At 53.1% G+C, this 24,371-nt stretch carries 22 protein-coding genes and 1 pseudogene; 22 read left to right on the top strand and 1 reads right to left on the bottom strand.

Annotation, left to right across the window (positions count from 1 at the left end; all coding sequences use genetic code 11):
* From LQ229_RS11250 to LQ229_RS11265, 4 genes and pseudogenes are all read left to right on the top strand, one after another.
* Window positions 1-1,163: pseudogene (locus LQ229_RS11250) on the top strand (DNA ligase); the annotation flags it as partial.
* A complete protein-coding gene (locus LQ229_RS11255; RefSeq protein WP_230191760.1) occupies window positions 1,160-1,474 on the top strand; it encodes an EscU/YscU/HrcU family type III secretion system export apparatus switch protein in 315 nt (104 codons plus the stop codon). The pseudogene LQ229_RS11250 and the gene LQ229_RS11255, both read left to right, overlap by 4 nt.
* Entirely contained in the window at window positions 1,467-1,826 is a 360-nt protein-coding gene (locus LQ229_RS11260; protein ID WP_216537491.1) for a YraN family protein, read from the top strand. Before LQ229_RS11255 ends, LQ229_RS11260 begins: the two co-directional genes overlap by 8 nt.
* A gap of 118 nt (window positions 1,827-1,944) precedes the next feature.
* Window positions 1,945-2,205, top strand: a complete 261-nt coding sequence (locus tag LQ229_RS11265; protein ID WP_216537492.1) for a YqkE family protein — start codon at window positions 1,945-1,947, stop codon at window positions 2,203-2,205.
* A gap of 1,100 nt (window positions 2,206-3,305) precedes the next feature.
* Here the strand turns inward: LQ229_RS11265 and LQ229_RS11270 are convergent.
* Window positions 3,306-4,880, bottom strand: coding sequence for a YifB family Mg chelatase-like AAA ATPase (locus tag LQ229_RS11270; RefSeq protein ID WP_230191761.1), 1,575 nt, complete (start codon window positions 4,878-4,880; stop codon window positions 3,306-3,308).
* Window positions 4,881-5,253: 373 nt separating this feature from the next.
* Between LQ229_RS11270 and sucC the strand changes: the two genes are divergently transcribed.
* The 18 genes from sucC (at window position 5,254) to LQ229_RS11360 (ending at window position 24,357) form a co-directional block, all read left to right on the top strand.
* Window positions 5,254-6,414, top strand: a complete 1,161-nt coding sequence (sucC, locus tag LQ229_RS11275) for an ADP-forming succinate--CoA ligase subunit beta (RefSeq protein ID WP_216537494.1) — start codon at window positions 5,254-5,256, stop codon at window positions 6,412-6,414.
* 57 nt (window positions 6,415-6,471) lie between these two features.
* Window positions 6,472-7,407 carry a succinate--CoA ligase subunit alpha gene (sucD, locus tag LQ229_RS11280; protein WP_216537495.1) on the top strand — a complete coding sequence of 312 codons (936 nt, stop codon included), beginning with the start codon at window positions 6,472-6,474 and terminating at the stop codon, window positions 7,405-7,407.
* Between the two features lie 229 nt (window positions 7,408-7,636).
* Window positions 7,637-8,734 carry a DNA-processing protein DprA gene (gene dprA, locus LQ229_RS11285; protein WP_230191762.1) on the top strand — a complete coding sequence of 366 codons (1,098 nt, stop codon included), beginning with the start codon at window positions 7,637-7,639 and terminating at the stop codon, window positions 8,732-8,734.
* Between the two features lie 38 nt (window positions 8,735-8,772).
* Window positions 8,773-10,860, top strand: coding sequence for a type I DNA topoisomerase (topA, locus tag LQ229_RS11290; protein WP_230191763.1), 2,088 nt, complete (start codon window positions 8,773-8,775; stop codon window positions 10,858-10,860).
* Between the two features lie 121 nt (window positions 10,861-10,981).
* Window positions 10,982-12,334, top strand: a complete 1,353-nt coding sequence (gene trmFO, locus LQ229_RS11295) for an FADH(2)-oxidizing methylenetetrahydrofolate--tRNA-(uracil(54)-C(5))-methyltransferase TrmFO (RefSeq protein ID WP_230191764.1) — start codon at window positions 10,982-10,984, stop codon at window positions 12,332-12,334.
* A 109-nt stretch (window positions 12,335-12,443) separates the two neighbouring features.
* Window positions 12,444-12,986, top strand: a complete 543-nt coding sequence (gene hslV / locus LQ229_RS11300; RefSeq protein ID WP_216537499.1) for an ATP-dependent protease subunit HslV — start codon at window positions 12,444-12,446, stop codon at window positions 12,984-12,986.
* 14 nt (window positions 12,987-13,000) lie between these two features.
* Window positions 13,001-14,404 carry an ATP-dependent protease ATPase subunit HslU gene (gene hslU, locus LQ229_RS11305; protein ID WP_230191765.1) on the top strand — a complete coding sequence of 468 codons (1,404 nt, stop codon included), beginning with the start codon at window positions 13,001-13,003 and terminating at the stop codon, window positions 14,402-14,404.
* Window positions 14,405-14,435: 31 nt separating this feature from the next.
* Window positions 14,436-15,206 carry a GTP-sensing pleiotropic transcriptional regulator CodY gene (codY, locus tag LQ229_RS11310; RefSeq protein WP_216537501.1) on the top strand — a complete coding sequence of 257 codons (771 nt, stop codon included), beginning with the start codon at window positions 14,436-14,438 and terminating at the stop codon, window positions 15,204-15,206.
* A gap of 238 nt (window positions 15,207-15,444) precedes the next feature.
* Entirely contained in the window at window positions 15,445-15,855 is a 411-nt protein-coding gene (gene flgB, locus LQ229_RS11315) for a flagellar basal body rod protein FlgB (RefSeq protein WP_216537502.1), read from the top strand.
* Between the two features lie 2 nt (window positions 15,856-15,857).
* The gene (flgC, locus tag LQ229_RS11320; RefSeq protein ID WP_216537503.1) at window positions 15,858-16,319 is read left to right on the top strand and encodes a flagellar basal body rod protein FlgC; all 462 of its coding nucleotides are present in this window, start codon (window positions 15,858-15,860) and stop codon (window positions 16,317-16,319) included.
* Window positions 16,320-16,360: 41 nt separating this feature from the next.
* Window positions 16,361-16,666, top strand: a complete 306-nt coding sequence (fliE, locus tag LQ229_RS11325) for a flagellar hook-basal body complex protein FliE (protein WP_216537504.1) — start codon at window positions 16,361-16,363, stop codon at window positions 16,664-16,666.
* A gap of 55 nt (window positions 16,667-16,721) precedes the next feature.
* Complete coding sequence (fliF, locus tag LQ229_RS11330; protein ID WP_216537505.1) at window positions 16,722-18,308, top strand: flagellar basal-body MS-ring/collar protein FliF; 1,587 nt, start codon at window positions 16,722-16,724, stop codon at window positions 18,306-18,308.
* Window positions 18,309-18,313: 5 nt separating this feature from the next.
* Entirely contained in the window at window positions 18,314-19,336 is a 1,023-nt protein-coding gene (gene fliG / locus LQ229_RS11335; RefSeq protein ID WP_216537506.1) for a flagellar motor switch protein FliG, read from the top strand.
* Window positions 19,329-20,171, top strand: coding sequence for a FliH/SctL family protein (locus LQ229_RS11340; RefSeq protein ID WP_230191766.1), 843 nt, complete (start codon window positions 19,329-19,331; stop codon window positions 20,169-20,171). Before fliG ends, LQ229_RS11340 begins: the two co-directional genes overlap by 8 nt.
* Window positions 20,158-21,480: a flagellar protein export ATPase FliI gene (gene fliI, locus LQ229_RS11345; protein WP_216537508.1), complete on the top strand. Its 1,323-nt coding sequence runs from the start codon at window positions 20,158-20,160 to the stop codon at window positions 21,478-21,480. The genes LQ229_RS11340 and fliI overlap by 14 nt, the downstream gene beginning before the upstream one ends.
* Before the next feature lie 43 nt (window positions 21,481-21,523).
* Window positions 21,524-21,967, top strand: a complete 444-nt coding sequence (gene fliJ / locus LQ229_RS11350; protein WP_216537591.1) for a flagellar export protein FliJ — start codon at window positions 21,524-21,526, stop codon at window positions 21,965-21,967.
* A 52-nt stretch (window positions 21,968-22,019) separates the two neighbouring features.
* The gene (locus LQ229_RS11355) at window positions 22,020-22,931 is read left to right on the top strand and encodes a primosomal protein (RefSeq protein WP_230191767.1); all 912 of its coding nucleotides are present in this window, start codon (window positions 22,020-22,022) and stop codon (window positions 22,929-22,931) included.
* A gap of 37 nt (window positions 22,932-22,968) precedes the next feature.
* On the top strand, window positions 22,969-24,357 hold the full coding sequence (locus LQ229_RS11360) for a flagellar hook-length control protein FliK (protein ID WP_230191768.1): 1,389 nt from the start codon (window positions 22,969-22,971) through the stop codon (window positions 24,355-24,357).
* The last annotated feature ends 14 nt before the right edge of the window (window positions 24,358-24,371 follow it).

Below are 24,371 nucleotides of genomic sequence, written 5' to 3' on the forward strand. Positions count from 1 at the left end.
AAGCCGCACCGCTCGCCGCAGGCGCAGGTGCGGCCCAGGGCGCGAACGCGCCGGCCGTCACGGCCGCCGGCGCGCGCGCCACGGCAACGCCGCAGCTGCTGGCGCAGGCTGCTGCGGCGTTGCAAGAGCTGGCCGCGGCGCTGCCGCACGCGGCCGAAACGGCGCTCCCCGCACGCGGGGGAGCGCCCGGGGGCGCGGCCGGCATGGCCGCCGCGCCTGATGCTGCTGCGCGCGCAGCGCAGCAGCCGGTATCGCCGCAGCCGCCGGCAGCGGCTGCGGAGCAACAGGCGGCGCCCGCACCGGCGCCGCAAGCTGCGGCGGCGACGAATACCGCCGCCGCGCAGCCCGATCAGGCTTCGCCATGGATCGGGCGCATGTTGAAGCTGCTCGGCGTCGAGCATGAGCAGCTCGCGTGGAAACAGATCGACGGCTCCGCATCGGAACCGTCGATTCAGCCGCAGCCGCAGGCGATGTCCCATACGCCTGCCGCCGCGGCGGCGCGCGAGTCCGCCGCTGAGCCGTTCAAGGCGGACGTGCAGACGCAAACGCCTCTTCCGAACATCAATGCTATGCCCACCGCCACAAGCGGCGCCGCCATTCATGATTCGCTGAAGAGCGTGCTGCTGCAACTGGCGCAAGCGGAGGATGCGCCCCCGGCGTTAAGGGAAACGGCACAGCAAATCGTCCAACAGATTACCGGCCAGCAGTTGCTGATGACAGGCGACCGAGCCGCTCATTTTGCGCATGTCAGCTTGTTCATCCCGTTTCAGGACGCCGATGGCGGGCAAACGGCAACCGTACATATTCAAGCGCGCACAAGCAAGCGCGGCGAACTGGACGCGAATAACTGCCGACTCTGGTTCGATTTGGACATGCATACGCTAGGCAGAACGATCGCCGACGTGCATGTCGTCGACAAAATCGTCAGCCTGAAACTGCATAACGACAACCCGTGGCTCGGACCATTGGTGGAAGAGCATCGGTTGGAAATGGCCCAATCGCTTGAAGGCGCCGGTTACCAGCTGCTCTCGCTCGCAACGGCTCCAATTCCGCACACTCCGCATGCGGAAGAGGCGCAAGCTGCCGATCCGCCGTTCGTCCTGCAGTCCAAGGCGGCCGCATACAGTCCGCCTTCTTATAAAGGGGTGGATGTCCGCGTATGAACCGGCTCAACCGAACGGGCGAAGAGAAAACGAACTACCGGCGAAAAGCAGTCGCGCTGAAGTACGAACCGGAGAAGGGCGAAGCCCCGACGGTCGTGGCCAAAGGGAGAGGGCTTGTCGCCCAAGCGATTCTGGACAAAGCGAAGGAGAGCGGCGTGCCGATCCAGGAAGACGCTTCGCTCGTCGAAGTACTCTCCAAAATCGATCTCGATCAACAAATTCCGCCTGAATTATACCAGCTCGTTGCGGAGATTCTCACCTTCATTTACCGATCGGACCGGCGGGCGAGAGGGATGACGGCGGATGAATAAAAAGGAACTGGGACTTGCCGCGGAAAGATTGGCGGAACAATACTTAACGGAAAAAGGATATCGCATCGTTCGCCGCAATTGGCGCTGCCGCAGCGGCGAGATCGATTTGATCGTTCTGGACGGAAACGCGCTAGTTTTCGTCGAGGTGCGAAGCCGCAGCGGCGTTACGCGCTTCGGAACAGCCGCGGAATCCGTCACCGAACGCAAGCAGAGGCAGGTTCGCGCAACGGCCGAAGTGTATTTGTACCGGGAGCGGCAAACGGAACGAACCGTTCGCTTCGACGTCGTCACCGTATTGTTTCAGCCAGGCGGTTCCGTTAAAGAAATCGTCCATTGGCCGAACGCGTTTTAACTGCAATACAACTGATAAATTTCCGTCGTCCGCATGTCGCCTCTAATTCGAAATGGCGAATCCAATAACCTCTAAGCGCGAAAAACTGCTATAATGTGGGGGAAACGGAGTTGATTTTATGGCCAAAAAAAGAAAACAGGAAGCGGCCGTCAAGCCGCAGGCGGCGGATAAACCGGCCACCCTTAAAGATCTTTTGAGCAGCGAGGTGCTGCATAAGCTGAAGCAGCAGTCGGAAGAACTAAAAGCCGAGCAGCGGATGCAAAAGGAGGCTGAACTGAAAAAAGAGGAGGAAGCGCGCAAAGCCGAGCAGAAACGCCGGGAGAACGATTTTTCCTATTTGCTTGAACATAGCGACACGGACTGGAAGAAATATAAATGACGGAGAGAAGAAGCTGCCAGCCAGGCGGCTTTTTGAATTTCCGGCGCATGCCGAGTTAGGACGTTCTCGAACAGAACGCTTTGTAAGCTGGTTGAAGGATTGTCATGGGGGAAGGATACGATCGTTTTTCCTTTCTTCTGTCGAAATCCCCTTCATTCAGGGAGCCGGTTCGGCCAATGGATTCGGATCCGTTAGCGCTTATGTCTCCTGCAGTCGCCGTCCCTTTTACTACACTAGAGGTCGTAGATACAGATGCTTTATAAGGCATCGCGAGAGGTGTCCCGTCTGAGCGAGCGGGATTCCGACAAAAGGAGAAAGACAAGAGAAGCCGGTATCTCAGAAAACGGAGATTTGACTTTGCGCTCTCCGATCTAGACCCGACAATTATTGTGAAAACAGGACAAGGATACGATTGTTTTCCTTTCTTCTGTCGGAATCCCCTTCATTCAGGGAGCCGGTTCGGCCAATGGATTCGGATCCGTTACCGCTAATATCTCCCGCAGTCGCCGTCCCTTTTACTGCACTAGAGGTCTTCGATACAGATGCCATAGCCATATAAGGCATCGCGAGAGGTGTCCCGCCTGAACGAACGGGATTCCGACAAAAGGCGAAAAAAGAAGAGAAGCCGGAACCCCGAAACGGCACTAGCGTTGCACCGAATGTTTTACTGCGTTTCAAGCCGATGATTGCGATAGGGATGAACAAGGTTAACGGATTTTGGAGGCCTTATTTGATCCAATAACGCAATTTTGGCGGAGTTAGCGGATTTTGAGGGCTCTATTTTTGTCGAAACTTCACAAAACCAAGGATTCTCAGTTGATCGCGACATGTTAACGGTTCGAAAATCCGTTAATTCCAAATATTCGACTGGAATTCAAAAAATAAGACCTCGGAAATCCGTTATATTTCCATGGTACCGCATCCCAGCTAGAGGATTTAATGCAACGCTAGTGCCGAAACGGAGATTTGACAGTGTTCTCTTCTATAGGAGTCCCGATGTGCCTCGCCTGAACGAGCGGGATTCCGACAAAAGGCGAAAAGGAAAGAAGCCGGAACCCCCGAACGTACTCCGGTCGCAATTTTTACCTGCCGCCCGAATCCTATCCGAGCAAGCCCTCCGTGCCCTCGTTCGTGGCGACGCGATCGAGTTGGCGGTATTGAATCGCTTCGGCAATATGGGCGATATCGATGCGTTCGGATTGCTCCAAATCTGCGATCGTGCGGGCAAGCTTCAAAATTCGGTCGTGAGCGCGCATGCTGAGCCCCAGCGTATTGTATGTTTGCTTCAGCATATCGTTGGCATCCCGATGGATCGATACAAATTTGCGCAACAATGCTCCGCTCAATTCGCTGTTCCAATCAATCGGCAAACTGCGGTAACGATCGCGCTGAATTTCATGCGCTTCCAGCACCTTCCGCCGCATTTCCGCGGAGGAGAGCGGGGCTGCTTCGCTTTCAGGCGCTCGTTCGCGCGACACCTCGACTTGCAAATCGATCCGGTCCAGCAGCGGTCCGGAAATGCGGGACCGGTATGCGGCGATTTTGGCGGAACTGCAGGTGCATCGCCGTTCGGGCGTCTCCGCCCCCAGAAATCCGCACTGACACGGATTCATCGACGCCGCCAGCATGAAATGAGCCGGAAACCGAAACACCGCGCGGGCGCGCCCGATCGTCACTTCCCGGTCTTCGATCGGCTGGCGGAGCACTTCAAGCACGTTGCGCGTAAATTCCGGCAGCTCGTCCAAAAATAAAATCCCCTTATGCGCCAGGCTCACTTCGCCGGGCTTCGGAATCGAGCCGCCGCCGATCAAGCCGCCCGCCGAGACGGTGTGATGCGGCGAGCGGAACGGGCGCTGGCGGAGGAGACCTTCGAACGGTCCGGCCAGTTTGCCGGACACGCTGTAAATTTTCGTGACTTCCATCGCTTCTTCGTTGCCGAGCGGAGGCAAAATCGTCGGCAGACGGCGCATCAGCATTGTCTTTCCCGTTCCCGGCGCCCCGATCAGCAGCACGTTATGCAGACCCGCAGCTGCGATCGTGAGCGCTCTTTTCGCTTGGCATTGTCCGATCACATCCTCATAATCCACCGCATACTCTTGCCCGGTGTCGGACGAATGGGCGGCCGGCGCGGCAAATCGCAACCGCTCCAGCCCCCGGTCCGGTTCGCCGCGCTCCGCCGCATCGCTCAATTCGCGCAAATGCCGAAGCGCGAATACGTTCATCCCTTGGATCATGGAAGCTTCGGCGGCGTTCGCGTGCGGCAGCAGCACATTCGTGTATCCGTTCTGTTTCGCATGATCGACCATTGCGAGCACGCCGGACACGGGGCGTACTTCGCCGCTGAGCGCCAATTCGCCGATAACGAGCAGGCGTTTCGCTTCCCGCAGCGCAAGTTGGCCGCTGGTCGTCAAAATGGCGATGGCAATCGCCAAATCGAAAGCCGAACCTTCCTTGCGCAAATCGGCGGGGGCCAAGTTGACGGTAATTCGGGCAAGCGGAAAAGTAAAGCCGCAATTTTTGACCGCCGCGCGCACCCGTTCCATCGATTCCCGGATCGCCAAATCTCCCAGGCCGATAATGGACGTTTGCGGCAAGCCGTTGCTGATGTCGACCTCTACTTGCACGATGCGCCCTTCGACACCCAGTACGCATGCGCTGATCAGTTTCCCGTACATAAGAAAAAGCACCTCTCTCTCGAAAATAAATAGCCGCCATGGCGGAACGTTTCGAGGATAAAGGTGCTTCCTTATATCCTGTTTTTGAACTTTTTGTTACATTTTCGAACCGATCAATGTATAAATTCACGTTGTCGGCGGCCCGGGTTTGACACCATTTTATTCGGAAAAACAAGCGCTGTCAACATTGTTCAAACCATAAAAACCCAAATGATCGCAAAAACAGATGATAATAATATCAAAAAAATTTGTATTGGGACTTTAAAATGTGAGGAAAGCGTTTTTACAATGTGATACAATTATGTGGGCTTGTATTATCTGCCAAATTGAACGACGGTTTATGATTTGCATATTTTGATAGGAGGATTCCACAATGAATATCCATGAGTATCAAGGAAAAGAAGTCCTGAAACAGTATGGAGTCGCCGTTCCGGAAGGGAAGGTCGCATTTACCGTTGACGAAGCGGTGGAAGCGGCGAAACAGCTCGGCACGCCTGTCGTCGTCGTTAAAGCGCAAATCCATGCGGGGGGACGCGGTAAGGCCGGCGGCGTAAAAGTCGCGAAAGGCTTGGACGAAGTACGGACGTATGCGGAGCAAATTCTCGGCAAAGTATTGGTGACGCATCAGACCGGTCCGGAAGGCAAAGAAGTGAAACGGCTTCTGATCGAGCAAGGCTGCGACATTAAAAAAGAATATTATGTTGGCGTCGTGGTAGACCGCGGAACGGGCCGCGTCGTCATGATGGCTTCGGAAGAGGGCGGCACGGAAATCGAGGAAGTGGCCGCGCATTCCCCTGAGAAAATTTTCAAAGAAGTGATCGATCCGGCCGTCGGCTTGCAAATGTTCCAAGCGCGCAAGCTGGCATATGCGATTCGCATCCCGGACGAACTTGTCAATAAAGCAGTTCAGTTCATGATGGCTTTATATACGGCGTTTGTCGATAAAGACTGCTCCATCGCAGAGATCAATCCGCTTGTTGTGACGGGCGACGGCAATGTCATGGCGCTTGACGCGAAGTTGAACTTCGATTCCAACGCGTTGTACCGCCATAAAGACATTCAGGCGCTGCGCGACTTGGACGAAGAGGACGAGAAGGAAATCGAAGCTTCCAAGTTCGATTTGAGCTACATCGCCCTGGACGGAAATATCGGTTGTATGGTAAATGGCGCCGGTCTGGCGATGGCTACGATGGACATTATTAAATATTACGGCGGCGATCCGGCAAACTTCCTGGACGTAGGAGGCGGCGCGACGACGGAGAAAGTTACCGAGGCGTTCAAAATCATATTGTCCGACGAGAAGGTAAAAGGAATTTTCGTTAACATTTTCGGCGGCATTATGCGCTGCGACGTTATTGCGAACGGCGTTGTCGAAGCGGCGAAACAAGTCGGGCTCGACCGTCCGTTAGTCGTGCGTCTGGAAGGAACGAATGTCGAAATCGGCAAGAAAATTTTGTCGGAATCCGGCTTGAATATCGTTGCCGCCGATTCGATGGCGGACGGAGCGCAAAAAATCGTTGAGCTTGTAAAATAATCGGATTAGTCAAGTAAGTTCAACCTCGATCAGAAAAATTGAAGGATGTGTGAACCAATGAGTATTTTAATCGATAAAAATACGAAAGTGATCACCCAGAACATATTGGGCGCTACCGGTTTGTTCCACGCGAAGGGCGCGCTCGAATACGGAACGCAAATGGTCGGCGGCACGAAGCCGGGCAAAGGCGGAACGAATGTCGATATTACATTGGACAACGGCACGGTCGTTTCCTTGCCGATCTTCAACACGGTCGCCGAAGCGGTGAAGGAAACGGGCGCTACGGCAAGCGTTATTTACGTACCGCCGGCATTCGCGGCCGATGCGATTATGGAAGCCGTCGATGCGGAATTGGATTTGGTCATTTGTATCACCGAAGGCATTCCGGTATTGGATATGGTGAACGTGGCGCGCTACATGGAAGGCAAGAAAACTCGCCTTATCGGACCGAACTGCCCGGGCGTCATTACGCCGGGACAATGCAAAATCGGCATTATGCCGGGGTATATCCATACGCCGGGCCGCGTCGGCGTCGTATCCCGCAGCGGAACGTTGACGTACGAAGCGGTGCATCAGCTGACAACCCGCGGCATCGGCCAATCTTCGGCCGTCGGCATCGGCGGAGACCCGGTCAAAGGATCGGAGTTCATCGATATTTTGCAGTTGTTTAACGAGGATCCGGATACGGAAGCTGTCATTATGATCGGCGAAATCGGCGGAACCGCGGAAGAAGAAGCGGCGGAATGGATCCAAGCGAATATGAAAAAGCCGGTTGTAGGCTTTATCGGCGGGGTGACGGCGCCTCCGGGCAAACGAATGGGCCATGCGGGCGCGATCATTTCCGGCGGCAAAGGTACGGCGGCCGAGAAAATCGCGAAGCTGGAATCTTGCGGCATTAAAGTGGCTCCGACGCCTTCCGAAATGGGCTCTACACTCGTTAGCGTCCTGGAAGAACGCGGACTGCTTGACAAATGCATCACCGTTAAACAATAATCTTCTTAGAGGTTATTCAAAAAGCCTCTTTTATGAACATATATTATAATGAAGCGGGATTATCCCGTCTTCGTTTCCATAACGTTGCATCATCGTAAAGGTAAGCAACCTTTCATTTCCTCCGCCGGAGATGAAAGGTTGCTTTTTTTATCTTAAAATGTGAAATCCTTTTCAAGATGGACTTGCATTCTTAATAAGAGTAACGCAAAATAAGAGAGGAGTTTTTCAAATGGACGATCGTCTCGTATTATTCGGATTGCATGAAATGGAAGGGATCGGCTGGGATACGATAAAACATATCGTGAATCGGCCTCAAGGCATGCAGACGTTGTTTGGCGCGAGCCGGCAAGATTTGGAGCGCTTCAGCGTAAGAACGGACCGGGCGGACTTCATTGTGCGGCAATTGACGCCTTCCTGGATCGAATCGCGGATGGAGCAATACGATCGGAAGGGGATCGGATTTGTTACGATTTGGGACGAGGAGTACCCGCCATTGCTCAGAGAGACCCCGGCCCCGCCATGGGTGCTGTATTACAGAGGGGATATCGGCCTGTCGCGGCGGCAGCCGCTTATCGCGATGGTCGGCACGCGCGTTCCCACCGCCTACGGCAAAAATGTTGCGCTTTCTTTTGCTTCCGATCTGGCTAAGGCCGGAGTAGTCGTCGTTAGCGGCATGGCGCGCGGCATCGATACGCGCTGCCACGAGGGAGCGTTGAGCGCCCAAGGGAAAACGATAGCGGTGCTAGGTTCGGGCATCGACGTCGTTTATCCGCGCGAGAATCGTTCGCTGTATGAACAAATATGCCGGGACGGATTGGTTCTCTCCGAATATCCCATGCAAACGCAGGCGCGGCCAGGATTATTTCCCAGACGCAACCGGATCATCGCCGGGCTGACGCTTGGCACGGTCGTCGTCGAGGCGGATGAGGACAGCGGGTCGCTCATTACGGCCGGGTACGCCGTGAACATGAACCGCGACGTATTTGCCATACCGGGCCCGATCCGCTCGCCGAAGAGCCAAGGCACGCTTAATTTGCTCAAGAAAGGCGAAGCCAAACTTACGACTGTTATGGAGGATATACTCGAAGAGTACGAATCATGGTTCGGTTTGCTGCGGCATACATACAATATTAAATCTTCGGCATCTCAGCAACGGACGCCCGAAGAAGACGAAATTTACCGTCTGATCGCGGAGAAACCGGTCACGTTTAACGAATTGCTCGCCAAAAGCAAATGCGAATTTGGACATTTGCATTCAGTTCTGTTATCTTTAACAATAAAAAAACAGATTGAACAACTTCCAGGTTCTACGTATATAATCATTTAAAATACAGTTTAGGAACGAACGGAGAGGAGGATGAACCTATGGCGGATTCACTCGTCATTGTGGAATCACCCGCGAAAGCGAAAACGATCGGCAAATATTTAGGCAGCAAATATATCGTGAAAGCGTCAATGGGTCATGTCCGCGATTTGCCGAAAAGCCAGATCGGCGTAGAAGTCGAAAACGATTTTAATCCGAAATATATTACAATCCGCGGCAAGGGTTCGGTCTTGAAAGAATTGAAAGACGCGAGCAAAAAAGTAAAAAAGGTTTATCTCGCAGCCGACCCGGATCGCGAAGGAGAAGCGATCGCATGGCATTTGGCGCATGTGCTCGATTTGAACGAATCGGACAACTGCCGCGTCGTCTTTAACGAAATTACGAAGCAAGCGGTGAAGGACGCCTTCAAGTCGCCGCGCAAAATTAATATGGATCTTGTCAAAGCGCAGCAAGCCCGCCGCATTCTGGATCGTCTCGTCGGCTACAAGATCAGTCCGCTGCTCTGGAAAAAGGTGAAAAAGGGTTTATCGGCGGGACGGGTGCAATCGGTTGCCGTGAAGATCATACTTGACCGCGAACATGAGATCGACGCTTTCGTGCCGGAAGAATATTGGTCGATCACTGCGCTGCTCTCGATCGGCAAATCCGAATTCGAAGCCAAATTCCATACGCTCGACGGCGAGAAGAAGGAGCTGAAGAGCGAGTCCGACGTGCAGCAGGTGCTTGCCGCGATCGATAAACAAACCTTTACGGTCGGCGAGGTGAAAGAACGGGAACGGCAGCGCCATCCTTCGCCGCCGTTTATTACCAGCTCGCTGCAGCAGGAAGCGGCCCGCAAGTTGAATTTCCGCGCCGCTAAAACGATGTCGGTCGCGCAGCAATTGTATGAGGGCGTCGACCTGGGCAAGGAGGGCACCGTCGGTTTAATCACGTATATGCGTACCGATTCGACGCGGATCGCCGCGACGGCGCAAGAAGAAGCGAAACAATATATCGTCGATAAGTTCGGAGCGGAGTACGCGCCCGAAACGCCAAGGCAATACTCCAAGAAAGGCGCGAACGCGCAAGATGCGCATGAAGCGATACGTCCGACGTCCGTACTGCGCGTGCCGGATGAGATTAAAGAGTACATGAGCAGAGACCAGTACCGCTTGTATAAGCTCATTTGGGAACGGTTCGTCGCCAGTCAAATGGCTTCCGCTTTGCTTGATACGCTCACGGTGGATATTGCCGCCGGACGCGCCGGATTTCGCGCGGTCGGTTCGAAAGTCCGTTTCAAAGGGTTTATGACAGTCTATATCGAGGGCAACGACGACGGCACGACCGATGACGATAAGCTGCTCCCGCCGCTTGCGAAGGGCGATAAGGTCGCTTCCAAACAAATCGAACCGAAGCAGCATTTCACGCAGCCGCCGCCGCGCTATACGGAAGCGCGCCTCGTCCGAACGCTGGAGGAACTCGGGATCGGGCGTCCAAGCACCTATGCGCCGACGCTGGAGACGATTCAAAAGCGCGGGTACGTTGCGGTGGAAGACAAAAAATTCGTCCCGACCGAATTGGGGGAACTGGTCATTCAACAAATGGAGCAGTTTTTCCCGGAAATATTGGACGTCGAGTTTACGGCGCATATGGAAGAAGACTTGGATCACGTGGAAGAAGGCGAAGGCGATTGGGTCAAGGTGCTGAGCCAATTTTACGATTCGTTTGAGAAACGTCTCGAAGTGGCGGAAGAAGAAATGAAGGAAATTGAAATCGAGGATGAAGTATCGGACGAAATATGCGAGAAATGCGGCAGGCATTTTGTATATAAAATGGGGCGCTTCGGCAAATTTCTCGCTTGCTCTGGCTTCCCGGACTGCCGGAATACGAAGCCGATCGTCAAAGATACGGGAGTCACTTGCCCGACATGCCATACCGGTGTCGTCGTCGAACGGCGAAGCAAGAAAGGGCGGATTTTCTACGGCTGCTCCCGCTATCCGGAATGCGATTTCGTCTCGTGGGATAAGCCGGTGGCGAAACCGTGCCCGAACTGCGGCGGCTTAATGGTAGAGAAACGAAGCAAGCAAGGAACGAAGCATCAATGCACGCAATGCGGCCATTCCGAGGAGTTGGCGGAAGACCAGCAATAGAATGCTACCGAACCGGTTTTCCTGCGTACTACTATAGAAGCGGCTTATCGTCCGCAGCGCGGATGGCCAAAGCCGCGAAAGCAATCAAGCTTCGCTAAACTTTAAGGGGGGGGGGACTACGGTGACAGACAACATGAAAGTAACGGTAATCGGGGCGGGCCTCGCCGGCAGCGAAGCCGCTTGGCAAATCGCTTCCTACGGCGTCCCCGTCGTATTATATGAAATGCGTCCCGTCCGGCAAACGCCCGCTCATCATACGGATAAATTCGCCGAGCTCGTATGCAGCAACAGTTTGCGGGCCAACGGCTTGACGAATGCGGTCGGCGTGTTGAAAGAAGAGATGCGCATATTGAATTCGCTCATCTTGAACAGCGCCGACCGGAACGCCGTTCCGGCGGGGGGCGCGCTTGCCGTCGACCGGGACGGTTTTTCCGAGGATGTGACGCGGACGCTCAGGGAGCATCCGCTCATCGAAGTTCGCAACGAGGAACTGACGGAATTGCCGCAGGAAGGCGTCGTCGTCGTGGCGACGGGCCCGCTCACTTCGCCCGCCCTGTCGGAACGGATCAAGCAGCTGATGGGCGAGGAATATTTTTATTTTTACGATGCGGCGGCGCCGATCGTCGAGAAAGATTCGATCGATATGAACAAAGTGTATTTGGCCTCCCGTTACGACAAAGGGGAAGCGGCTTATTTAAACTGCCCGATGAACGAGGAAGAGTTCAACGCGTTTTATGAAGCGCTCATAACGGCGGAAACGGCGGCTCTGAAGGAATTTGAAAAAGAAATTTACTTCGAAGGATGCATGCCGATCGAAGTAATGATGCAGCGCGGGAAACAGACGGCTTTATTCGGTCCGATGAAACCGGTCGGCCTCGTCAACCCGCATACGGGAGAGCTTCCTTACGCGGTCGTGCAGCTGCGCCAAGATAACGCGGCGGGCACATTATACAATATGGTAGGCTTTCAGACCCATTTGAAATGGGGAGAGCAGAAGCGGGTATTCTCCATGATCCCGGGGCTTGAAAATGCGGAATTCGTTCGTTACGGCGTTATGCATCGCAACACCTTTATCAATTCGCCCAAACTGATGCGTCCGACGTACCAATTCCGCGGCCGCGACACGCTTTTCTTTGCCGGACAAATGACCGGAGTCGAAGGATACGTCGAATCGGCGGCGTCCGGTTTAATCGCAGGTTTGAACGCCGCCCGTCTCGCGAAAGGGCAAGCGTGCTTGACCCTGCCTCAAGAAACGGCGTTAGGCAGCATGGCCGAATATATTACGACGACGGATTTCCGGAATTTTCAACCGATGAATGCCAATTTCGGTTTGTTCCCGCCGCTTGGCGAGCGGATCCGCAACAAAAAGGAAAAAAACGAGAAAATAGCACATCGTGCGCTGGAAACGTTGCGTCATTTCGCGACGCGGCATGCATTAAACTATAACAGCGCCGTTTCGGTGGAACAAGGATGACGACCCGAGCGTGCGGATGGAAGAAGCAGCTTTTTTGCGGCTGTTTTTTTCATTTGCCGATTCGGGAATGATTGAGGATTGAGAACGTTATACGTTAGGGGGAGTTAGGATGGAAACGACGTTTCACGCAACGACGATATGCGCGGTGCGCCATAACGGCAAAGGAGCGATCGCGGGCGACGGCCAGGTGACGTTCGGCAATGCGATGGTGATGAAACAGCATGCCAAGAAAGTCCGCAGATTGTACCGCGGGCAAGTCGTGGCCGGTTTCGCGGGCTCCGTTGCGGATGCCATTACTTTATTCGAGAAATTCGAAGCGAAATTGGAAGAACATCACGGCAATTTGCAAAGAGCGGCTGTCGAATTGGCCAAAGATTGGCGTTCGGACCGGGTGCTGCGCAAGCTGGAGGCGATGATGATCGTTATGGATCAGACGGGAATGCTGCTCTTGTCCGGCAACGGCGAAGTGATCGAGCCCGACGACGGCGTCATCGCGATCGGTTCGGGCGGTCCTTACGCCCTATCCGCCGCCCGCGCTTTGAAACGGCATTCGGCCGGAATGGAAGCGAAGGAGATGGCGGAAGCTTCGCTGCAAATCGCGTCCGAAATATGCGTATATACGAACGGCAATATCATCGTCGAAGAAGTATAACGGAGGGATGAACATTGAGAAACCAGACGTTAACGCCTCGTCAAATTGTATCGGAATTGGATAAGTACATTATCGGGCAAAAGACGGCCAAAAAATCGGTGGCGGTCGCATTGCGCAACCGCTACCGCCGCAGTTTGCTGGATGAGTCGATGCGAGAGGAAATTGTGCCGAAGAACATCTTGATGATCGGACCGACCGGGGTAGGCAAAACGGAAATTGCACGCCGTTTGGCGAAGCTCGTCGGCGCCCCGTTCGTGAAAGTGGAAGCGACGAAATTTACGGAGGTCGGTTACGTCGGTCGCGATGTGGAATCGATGGTGCGCGACTTGATCGAAACGTCGATCCGTATGGTCAAGCTGGAAAGAACGGAAAAAGTGAAAGATAAAGCTGAGGAACTCGCCAACGAGCGGATCGTTCACATTTTGGTTCCTTCCGGGGCCAAAAACAAAAATCAACGCAACCCGTTCGAGATGCTGTTCGGCAACAATGCCAATGCGCAACAGCCTCAAGAAGAGCAGGAGAACGATCCGAGTGTGGCCGAACGCCGCCGCCAAGTCCGATTCAACTTGCTTGCGGGCAAACTGGAGGACGACGCGATCGAGATCGACGTCGAAGATACGGCGCCTACGATGTTCGATATGCTGGCCGGACAAGGCAACGACCAGATGGGCATGAACATGCAGGAAATGCTGGGCAGCTTGATGCCGAAACGGACCAAAAAACGCAAACTGGCGATCAGGGAAGCGAGAAAAGTGCTTACCCAGGAGGAAGCCAATAAATTGATCGATATGGACGATTGCATCCAAGAATCGATCCAACGGGCCGAGCAGTCCGGAATCATTTTTATCGACGAAATCGATAAAATCGCGAGCAATTCGCGGAGCGGCTCCGGTCCCGACGTATCGCGCGAAGGGGTCCAACGCGATATTTTGCCGATCGTGGAAGGTTCGACCATCATGACCAAATATGGGCCGGTCAAAACGGACTATATTTTGTTCATCGCCGCCGGAGCGTTTCATATCGCCAAGCCGTCGGATTTAATTCCCGAATTGCAGGGTCGTTTTCCGATCCGGGTGGAGCTGAACAGCTTGAGCATGGACGATTTCGTTTCGATCCTGACGGAACCGGAAAATGCGTTGACCAAACAATATGTCGAATTGCTCAAAACCGAAGATATCGAAATCGAATTCTCCGCGGAAGCGATTCGCGAAATCGCCAATATTGCCGCCACGGTCAATCAAAATACCGAAAATATCGGAGCGCGCAGACTGCATACGATTCTTGAAAAATTGTTGGAGGATCTATCGTTCGAAGCGCCTGAATTGACGTTGTCGCATATGGTGATCACTCCGGAATATGTAAGGGAGAAGCTGGGCAATATTGCGCAAAACCGCGATTTAAGCCAATATATTTTATAAAGTAATTATCGATGCAGGGAGGCAAAGCAAAATGACATTGCTTTCCAAAACGCGCAGTTTAAACAGGCTGCTTCAGCAGGCGGCGGGCAAAGCCGTCAATTTTCAGGAAATGGCGGATGTATTGCGCGATACGATCGGCGCGGACGTATTCGTCGTCAGCCGTAGAGGCAAAGTGCTTGGCTTCGCTTTGACGGATGCCGCGAATCGGGATATGCTGCCGCATTCCGAGCCGGATCGGCTATATTTTGGAGAAGAGCATAATCATTTGCTTCTGCATATCCGGGAAACGGCGTCCAATTCGGATGCGGAACGGCTTTACCATACCGCCGCCGCACAGATCGCGGAGGCGGTCGGCCGCCGGATCGCGGCCGTCGTGCCGATTATCGGCGGCGGAGAGCGGATCGGAACGCTCGTTTTGTCGCGCGGGGAGAAGCCGTTTGCCGACGACGATTTCATTTTGGCGGAATACGGCTCGACCATTGTCGCCATGGAAATTTTGCGGATGCGGGCCGAAGAAAAGGAAACGGAAATTCGCAGCAAAACGGCGGTTCTCGTCGCCGTCAACTCGCTTTCTTTCAGCGAGCTTGAGGCGGTGGAGCAAATTTTCGAAGAAATGGGCGGCAACGAAGGATTGCTGGTCGCATCGAAAATCGCCGACAAAGCGGGAATCACTCGCTCGGTCGTTGTCAACGCGTTGCGCAAGCTTGAAAGCGCCGGCGTCGTTGAGACGCGTTCGCTGGGGATGAAAGGAACGTACATCAAAATATTAAACGAGCAATTGCCGCAACGATTCAAAAAATAATGAAAGTGATTGAAAATAATGAAAAGCATTCGACAAGTCCTACCTTTTGTCAAAAGATAGGGCTTTTTGCTTATTGTGAAAATGTGCAAACTATTTAAATATTAGTTTAGGACTTAATTCGTGCAAGAAACCGATAATTCGGGATGTTTTTTTGTGATTATGTCGAATAAAGAAGGAATTACAGAACTATTGTTGAATTAACAAAGTATTAAATTACCTCATGGAAGGTGGGAGATTTGTGAAATTGCTAGACGGTGCGAGCTTTAACCGGCTGCTAGGCGCGATCGACGCCGCAACGCTTCGCCATCAAGTAACCGCCAACAATATCGCCAATGAAGATACGCCCTATTTTAAAAGGTCTGAAGTCGCGTTCGAAACGTTGCTGCAAAATCAATTGAACGGCCAAATGCCTAGCTTGGAAGGGCGAAGAACGGACCCGCGTCATATTCCGATAGGAACAGCGGCATCCGTACCGCAGGCGCAAATTCATACGGAGCAACTGACGAACATGAATAATAATATGAACAATGTCGATATTGATCGAGAAATGTCGTTGCTTGCGGAAAACCAGTTGCGGTACAATACGATGATCCAACAAGTGAATCATGAAATTCGAATGATGCGAACTGCAATCGAAGGGAGAAGATAAAGTTGAAAATTAGCAACAGTTTCCAAATAAGTTCTTCTGCATTATCGGCCCAAAGATTACGCATGGATGTCATCTCGTCCAACATCGCCAATGCGGAAACGACCCGAGCGCAACTCGTGAATGGTAAATTCGTACCGTACAGACGCAAGATGGTTGTTATGGAGCCTTACCAAAACAACTTCGACCAAATGCTGCAATCCAAAATCGGAGGAGCGGCGGGAGAGCCGAATGCCGGCAGAGGCGTTAAGATTACGAAAATTGAAGAAGACCGGAGTCAGTTCAGGCAAGTATACAACCCGACGCATCCGGATGCGGACGAGAACGGCTATGTGCTGATGCCGAACGTCGATATGTTGAAGGAAATGGTAGACATGATCATGGCGACACGTTCGTATGAGGCGAACGTTACGGCATTGAACGCGTCGAAAGGGATGATTATGAAAGCTTTGGAGATCGGCAGATAGTCTAAACTGTCTCATCTTAATACCGTTTGGAGGGGTACATAATGATACATAACGTGATGTTTAATTCGATCGGAAGCCAGCAGAAGACGGTTGGAGCGGCGCAAGCGGACCGAACTCCTGCGCAAGCGACGAAACAATTCGGCGAATATTTGAAAAACGCAATCGATCAAGTGGAAGCCCAGGAACAAACGGTTCATGCCATGAACGACAAATTTCTGCTTGGGGAAGTGAATGTCGACGAACTCTTGATTACGTCCGAACAAGCGTTGCTCAGCCTTCAGCTAACGTCGCAAATCCGGAATAAAGTGATCGAGGCCTACCAGGAAATCATGCGAATTCAGTTGTAATCGAACTACTTTATCTCAAAGATTTACATAGCAAAGTTCGGGTGGGGTGACACTGTTGAATGAAAAAATCGGCCAATTTCGGGAAAGGGCCACTCAATACTGGAATCACTTCGGTAAAACGCAAAAAATCGCACTTTTATCCATTTTAGGCATTGTCCTTATCGTTATCGTTTTACTTACATATCAATTTACAAAAACCGAATACGAAGTCGCCTTTCAAGACTTGAACGCAGTGGATGCGGCGGCGATTATGAGCCAGCTGGACGCGAACAACATCAGCTATAAGCTGGGGGCGGACGGCAAATCGATCTCCGTGCCGAGCGCGCAAGCCGCGAAAGTGCGGGTCGATATCGGTTCCCAAGGGATCATTCAAAACGGTTCCCTCGGATTCGGAGCCTTTAGTGAAAGCTCCACCTTCGGAACGACAGACCGCGAATTCGACGTGAAGTACAACAACGCGTTGAATGGCGAGATACAGCAGCTCTTGAATCGAATGCAAGGCGTCAGCGATTCGAAAGTCGTCGTGACGTTGCCGAAAGAAAGCGTATTTGCCGGCTTGGAAGAAAATGAAAAAGCATTGGCGTCGGTATCGCTCAAATTCAAGCCGGGCTACCGGCCGAATCAAGAAGCCGTCGATTCCTATTTCAATTTGGTGAAGACGGCGGTTCCAAAGCTGGCGCTCGAAGATATTACGATTACGAGCGAAGAAGGCGAATTGATCTCATCCGTGCAAGGCGGCATGAGAGGCACGTTGTCGAGCGCAATCGAAGAACAAATGAAACTTCGCAAAAAATTCGAAAACGACATCCGCAACAGCGTCAAGCAATTTCTGGGCCGCTGGGTATCCCCGGACAAAATTGACGTCTTGGTAGCGGCGAGCATTAATTTCGATAAAAAGAATTCGGAGGAACGATTAGTCGAACCGGTAAATACCGTCGATACGAAAGGGATTGAAATTAGCGTACAGCAAATTCAAAAATCATTTAACGGCACGAACGGGCAAGCCGGCGGAATTGCCGGAATGGGACAACAGGAAGTTCCCGGTTATCCCGGCGCCGACAATAGCGGGACGACGAACTCGGAGGAAAACTCCAGTACGATTAATTACGAAGTGAATCGGATTACGAATCAAATCGTGTCAAGTCCCTATACGGTCAAAGATTTATCGATCAATGTCGCATTCGAGCCGCCCGGCGGCAATCCCGCCAACCTGGATGAAAGCACAAAGCTGGCCATTGAGACGGTTCTCGTCAATTATGTACGCGCATCGCTTGCAGATTCCGGTGTTACATATACAGACGAGGAATTGGCCAAAAAAGTTTCGGTCGTCGCGCAAAATTTTGGCGGAGCTGCCGAAACGACGGGAACAGGCGGAATCGCAACCGGATGGTGGATCGGAGGAGGCGTTCTGGCGCTCGCATTATTGGCGGGAACAGCCGTCCTGATTAGCCGCCGGCGCAAGCGGCAGGAGATGGAAGAAGAGGAAATTCCGCTGCCCGCAAAAGTCGAGTTTCCTTCGATTGACCTTGAGAATACGACAAACGAAAGCCAAGTCCGCAAACAATTGGAGACGCTCGCAAAGAAAAAGCCGGACGAGTTCGTCAATTTGCTACGCACCTGGCTCGTTGAAGAAACGAGGTGAATCATATGGCCAAATTGCAGTCTCAACAACAAAGTTTGACCGGCAGACAAAAAGCGGCGATCTTATTAATTACGTTAGGTCCCGAAGTGTCCTCGCAAATTTTTAAACATTTGCGCGAAGACGAAATCGAGCAATTGACATTGGAAATTGCCAACGTTCGCAGAGTGGACAGCGCCGAAAAAGAAACGATATTATCCGAGTTTCATCAAATCTGCATGGCGCAGGAATATATATCGCAGGGCGGCATTACGTATGCCAAAGAAATTTTGGAGAAGGCGCTCGGCTCGCAAAAGGCGATGGAGGTCATCAATCGCTTGACGGCGACATTGCAGGTTCGTCCATTCGATTTTGCGCGCAAAGCCGATCCGGCGCAAATTTTGAACTTCTTGCAGAACGAAAATGCGCAAACCATCGCGCTCGTGTTGTCGTACTTGCAGTTCGAACAGGCGGCGGTCATCCTGTCGTCCTTGCCGCAGGACAAGCAGGCGGAAGTGGCGCGGCGCATCGCGATTATGGACAGCACTTCCCCGGAAGTGATCAGCCAGGTCGAGCGCGTGCTCGAGCAGAAGCTGTCTTCGACGGTGACGCAAGACTATACGAATGCCGGCGGCATTGAATCGATCGTTCAAATCTTGAACGGCGTTGACCGCGGTACGGAACGAACCATTCTGGATTCTCTCGAAATCCAGGATCCGGAGCTCGCCGAAGAAATCAAGAAACGGATGTTTGTATTCGAAGATATCGTCAATGTGGATAACCGTTCGATTCAACGCATTATTCGCGATATCGAAAATTCCGATCTGCAGCTCGCTTTGAAGGTGGCCAGCGAAGAAGTGCGCGACGTCATTTTCCGCAATATGTCGAAACGGATGGCCGAAACGTTCAAGGAAGAGATGGAATATATGGGACCCGTTCGATTGCGTGACGTGGAAGAAGCGCAAACGCGCATCGTAGCGACGATCCGCAGGTTGGAGGAAGCAGGTGAGGTCATCATCGCCCGCGGCGGAGGAGATGATATCATTGTCTAATTTGCTTAAATCTTTTCAATATATTTCGGTAGAAGATTTGAAACTATTAGAACGAGTTCATCAAACCGCATCCGCGGAGCCGGAAGAGCATTCGGACGGCCATGAAGAAGAAGGAATTTTGTCTGAAAATGACGAACATGAATTGACGCGGAGACAAATATTGGAGGAAGCGGCGAGCGTGGCGGACGAAAGGTTGCGGGAAGCGGCCGAAGAGGCGGAAAGCATCGTCGCGGCCGCGAAAGCCGAAGCCGAGGCATGGTGGGAGCAGCGCAGGCAGGAAGACGAACAATGGATGGAAATGCATAAGCTGGAAGGGTTCGAACAAGGGTATCAGGACGGATTGCGGCAAGCCGAAGCGGCCATGAAGGAAAAGGCCGAGCAAATGATCGCCGAAGCTGGATCGATTCTCGAACAGGCCTACCGCGCCAAGGAGCAAATCATTCAAGACGCGGAACCGTTTCTGGTCGATCTAAGCGCCGCGATCGCCGAGAAAATCGTCGACAAGCAGTTGTCGATCGAACCGGAATATGCGATCGAGCTGATCAAAAAAACTCTTTCCCGCAAAAGGGAACAAGGCGTGATCACGTTATGCGTTTCGCCCGCCCATTTTGCGTTTGTGCAAGCGGCGAGGGACGAACTAGCGCTTGCGATCGATTCGCAAGCGGAGCTGCAAATATTGCCGGATTCGTCGGTCAAAGACCGCGGCTGCGTGATTCGCTCCGCTTACGGCAGCATCGACGCAACGATCGATACGCAATTGACGGAAATCAAGAAAGAACTTTATCAAATCGCCTTGCATGATGAGGAGCGGATGTCCGGCCATGAAAATGCTTAAGGCGGATCGTTACATAGAACATTTGAAGCATCTGGATCCGATTCGCGTCAACGGAAAAGTGACGCAAGTCATCGGACTTACGGTCGAATCGGAAGGGCCGGATGCCAGCATAGGAGATTTATGCTATATCTATCCTACGAAATCTTCGGCCCCGCTTAAAGCGGAAGTCGTCGGATTTCGGGACAACAAAGTCATTCTTATGCCGCTTGGAGAGCTGCACTCGATCGGCCCGGGCTGCGATGTCGTCGGAACGGGCAAGCCGCTGTCGGTCCAAGTCGGTTCGGAACTCCTTGGCAAAGTGTTGGACGGCCTTGGGCAACCGCTCGACGGATCGTTCATTCCGAGCCGGATGACGCATTATTCGACGTTCAACGTTCCTTCGAACCCGTTGTTGCGGCCTCGGGTCGCCGAACCGCTCGGAACCGGCGTACGGGCGATCGACGGCCTGCTTACGATGGGGAAAGGACAAAGGGTAGGCATTTTCGCGGGATCCGGCGTCGGAAAAAGTACGCTTCTTGGCATGGTCGCTCGCAATACGTCGGCTGACGTCAATGTCATTGCGTTAATCGGAGAACGCGGAAGAGAAGTGCTCGATTTCATCGAAAGCGATCTTGGGCCTGAAGGACTAGAAAGATCGGTCGTCGTTGTGGCGACATCCGATCAGCCTGCGCTCATACGGATCAAAGGGGCGCTAATCGCAACGACGATCGCCGAATATTTTCGGGACCGCGGATTAAACGTCATGTTGATGATGGACTCGGTTACGCGCTATGCGATGGCGATGCGCGAAGTAGGACTTGCGATCGGCGAACCGCCGGCTACGAGAGGATATACGCCGTCCGTCTTCGCCAGTTTGCCGAAGCTGTTGGAGCGGGCCGGAACGGGACCGAAAGGCTCGATCACCGCGTTTTATACCGTGCTCGTCGACGGGGATGACATGAACGAGCCGATTGCCGACGCGGTGCGCGGCATATTGGACGGCCATATCGTACTGAACCGGGGCATTGCGAACAAAGGGCATTTTCCGGCGATCGACGTCATGGCGAGCGTAAGCCGCGTCATGAAAGACATCGTTTCCCGGGAACAAACCGAGGCTGCCGAGAATATAAAGCGGCTGATGGCCGTTTATAAAAGTTCGGAAGATTTGATCAATATCGGCGCTTATCAACGAGGTTCGAACGCCGAGATCGACCTGTCGCTCCAGTACATACAGGCAATATGGGATTTTACGAAACAGAGGATAGACGAGAAGACGACCTTGGAGGAAACGCAGGCGCGGCTTATCGCCGAGTTCCACAACATCGGGTAGCGCGCGCATCGGATCGCAGTTATTAAGGAGTTGATCCTATTTGATAAAGTTTCATTATCCTTTCCAAAAAATATTGGATTTGAAAGGAAACGAGAAGACGCAAGCGGAATGGATGTTGTCGGCGGCCGTAGGAGCGCTGGAGGCGGAAGAGCAAGGATTGCGCCGGTTGGAAGCGGAGAAAAGCCGGACGCTGGAGGCGGTGCAGCGGCTTTCCGCGGAAAGCTCGTCGGTTGTGAAGCTGCAGGAAATGCAGGAGTACTTAAGTCATTTGAACCTGTGCATCGAGAAAAAGATCAAGGAGGTTCAATCCGCTCGTACGAATGTATCCAAGAAGCAGCAGCATTTAACGGAAAAAATGTTGGACGAAAAGGTATGGCTCAAGGCGAAGGAAAGAGCGCAAGAGCAATTTCGCGGCCAAATGCTTCGCGTCGAGCAGCATGAACTGGATGAAATCGCAACCGTCCGCTTTTCATTGACGAACCGATGACGTATGCGGAAGAAGAAGCGTCGCCCCAGCGCTTTTGGAAGGAGGAATCAGATTGGCGGAGGCAGATGTAGAGAAAAGTTCCTTCGGCGGGTTTGAACGGTTTTTGTTTTTTATAACGCCGATTATATTTACGATCGTATTGCTTGTCGTACTATTGACCTTGTTTAATTACCCTTTGCGCCATAACCTGCTGGAGTTTGCCAGCAAAATACCGATCGTGAATCAATGGGTTCCCGCTCCGGCGCAAGAAGCAGATCCGAAAGGAACGGAAGAATCCGAGATGCAAACCGCGGCGACGGAAGCGACGGTAAGGGAATTGAAGCAGCTTTTGGCCGCCAAAAACGCAGAACTGGAACAGGCGATCGCGGCAACCGCGACCAAAGAATCGGAAGCAGCGGAATTGCAAACGAAAATAGACGCATTGGAAAAACAGTTCGACCAGAAGAAGCAAACGGACGAACAATACGTTGAGCAGATCAATGCTCTCGCAGGCATGTACGCGAAAATTTCGCCGAGCAAAGCTGCGCCGATATTGGAAAATTTGACGATGGACGAGCTGGTTCTCGTGCTGCATGCCATGCGGACGGACGATCGCGTGAGAGTGCTCGAGAAAATGAATCCGAAGGTGGCTGCGGATGCCTCCATTCGTTTGAAAGATGTCGAACCGGCGGAAAATATGGCGATTGCCGCGCTGCAATCCCGCATTTCCCGGCTCGAAGCGGAGGCGAAAAAGCCTAGCAATACGCTGGACAGCGATCAATTGAGCAAAACGTTTATGGCGATGACGCCGAAAAGCGCGGCGACGTTGGTGCTCGATACGGCGAAGATTAGCCAAGACAAAGCGCTTTCGATTTTGAAGTCGGTTGACGACGCGACCCGTTCCCGCATCTTGGGAGCGATGTCCGAAGGAGATTCCTCGGATGAAGCCGCTAAATTGTTGGCAAAGCTGCTCCCAGCCAAGTAAACGGGGAAGGCGGATGACACGAAAGGAGGTGAAAACGATGAATGTGATGATTTCTAACGTATTATCGGGCAGTTCCGCGAGCGCCGTGACAGGCAAAGGCGGAGCGTCTTCGCCTAGTCAAGCCGCGGATCCGTTCGGTCAAATGCTCGTGCATGTCCTCGGCGGCAACATCGCCTCCGGCGATCAAGCGAGCGCGGCGAATCCGTTGAACGGAGCGGTCGGCTCGTTATTCTCTCTGACGGGCGGAAACGGCGAAGAGGACATGCAATGGCTCATTGCGCTAATCCTCGGCATGCTGCAGCAAACCGACGGCAAAGTGGAGCAGGATAAGGAATTGCTTCAACAATTGCAGCAATGGTTGGCTCAGGCGAACGAAGTATTGGCGGCAATGCTCGCGGCAGGCGGCCAGAACATCGCGGAAGCAGAGACGAGCGGAGGGGCAATCGAGCTCGACTTGGCAAGCCATCCTGAAACGTTGCGCTTTGCCGTACAGGACGCTCTCGTGCAATTGGCGGCCATAGCGCAGTCCGGGCAGCATACGGCAAGGCAAACCGCGGCGGAATCGAACGCTCCGGCAGCCGCAACGCAAGCGCAGCCGCATCAAGCGATATTGACGGCGGCAAGCGGCGAACAAGCGGCGCAATTGATCAAATCGCTGCAAACGCTGTTGAAAGCAGCTGGGATCGATGGCGCGGATCACTCGGCGTTTGTACGCCATATGATGGCGGCGAACACGGCTGCTTCGGGCCAAACGGCTCAACCGCTGCAAATGAATATGAGCTCTGCGGCTCAGCAGTCGCAAATCGCGGCGAACCAGGCTGCAGGCGAAACGTTGCGCGCGGACGTCCAGACCGTTCGTCCTTCCGGCGAATCGGCGGATACGGGCGGAGAAACCGTAACGGCGGGCCAGTTGTCGCTCCGTACGGGCGATCATGTGCAAGTGAAAGCGCCGGAGGCGGTCAACGCGAACAATGTGCCGCAAGATATGACCCGGTTTATCGTCAAGCAGATGAGCTTCGCCAAACTGCACGGCATGTCCGAAGCGAAAATATCGCTGTATCCGGAGCATTTAGGACAGGTGGACGTGAAAGTTACGCTTCAGAACGGGCAGTTGGTCGCTTCGTTCGTAACGGAACGGGCGGCGGCAAGAGAGCTGCTTGAGAACCAGATGGTACAATTGCGAGCTGCGCTCCAGGCGCAAGGATTGCAAGTGGAGAAGTTGGAAGTAACGCATAACGAGAACTTGTCTTCCCAATTGTTCCAGGAACAACGGCAGCAACACCGCGAGCAGCAAGCTTCCGAACAGCAGAACAAGAAGCGCGGAGCGAACGTAGAAGAAATCGAGTCCGGCTTCCGATTCGATATGGATGAACAAGCGGAGGCGGACAGAATTGGAGACGAAAGCTCGTTTACGGCCAGCGCCTAGATTGCGAAGGAGGT

The organism is Paenibacillus sp. CECT 9249, assembly GCF_918697855.1.
Lineage (GTDB): Bacteria > Bacillota > Bacilli > Paenibacillales > Paenibacillaceae > MSJ-34.

Coding starts and splice junctions, on each gene's coding strand:
- LQ229_RS11255 (WP_230191760.1), top strand. CDS start 1,160: ATGAACCGGCTCAACCGAACGGGCGAAGAGAAAACGAACTACCGGCGA.
- LQ229_RS11260 (WP_216537491.1), top strand. CDS start 1,467: ATGAATAAAAAGGAACTGGGACTTGCCGCGGAAAGATTGGCGGAACAA.
- LQ229_RS11265 (WP_216537492.1), top strand. CDS start 1,945: ATGGCCAAAAAAAGAAAACAGGAAGCGGCCGTCAAGCCGCAGGCGGCG.
- LQ229_RS11270 (WP_230191761.1), bottom strand. CDS start 4,880: ATGTACGGGAAACTGATCAGCGCATGCGTACTGGGTGTCGAAGGGCGC.
- sucC (WP_216537494.1), top strand. CDS start 5,254: ATGAATATCCATGAGTATCAAGGAAAAGAAGTCCTGAAACAGTATGGA.
- sucD (WP_216537495.1), top strand. CDS start 6,472: ATGAGTATTTTAATCGATAAAAATACGAAAGTGATCACCCAGAACATA.
- dprA (WP_230191762.1), top strand. CDS start 7,637: ATGGACGATCGTCTCGTATTATTCGGATTGCATGAAATGGAAGGGATC.
- topA (WP_230191763.1), top strand. CDS start 8,773: ATGGCGGATTCACTCGTCATTGTGGAATCACCCGCGAAAGCGAAAACG.
- hslV (WP_216537499.1), top strand. CDS start 12,444: ATGGAAACGACGTTTCACGCAACGACGATATGCGCGGTGCGCCATAAC.
- codY (WP_216537501.1), top strand. CDS start 14,436: ATGACATTGCTTTCCAAAACGCGCAGTTTAAACAGGCTGCTTCAGCAG.
- fliE (WP_216537504.1), top strand. CDS start 16,361: ATGATACATAACGTGATGTTTAATTCGATCGGAAGCCAGCAGAAGACG.
- fliG (WP_216537506.1), top strand. CDS start 18,314: ATGGCCAAATTGCAGTCTCAACAACAAAGTTTGACCGGCAGACAAAAA.
- fliI (WP_216537508.1), top strand. CDS start 20,158: ATGAAAATGCTTAAGGCGGATCGTTACATAGAACATTTGAAGCATCTG.
- LQ229_RS11360 (WP_230191768.1), top strand. CDS start 22,969: ATGAATGTGATGATTTCTAACGTATTATCGGGCAGTTCCGCGAGCGCC.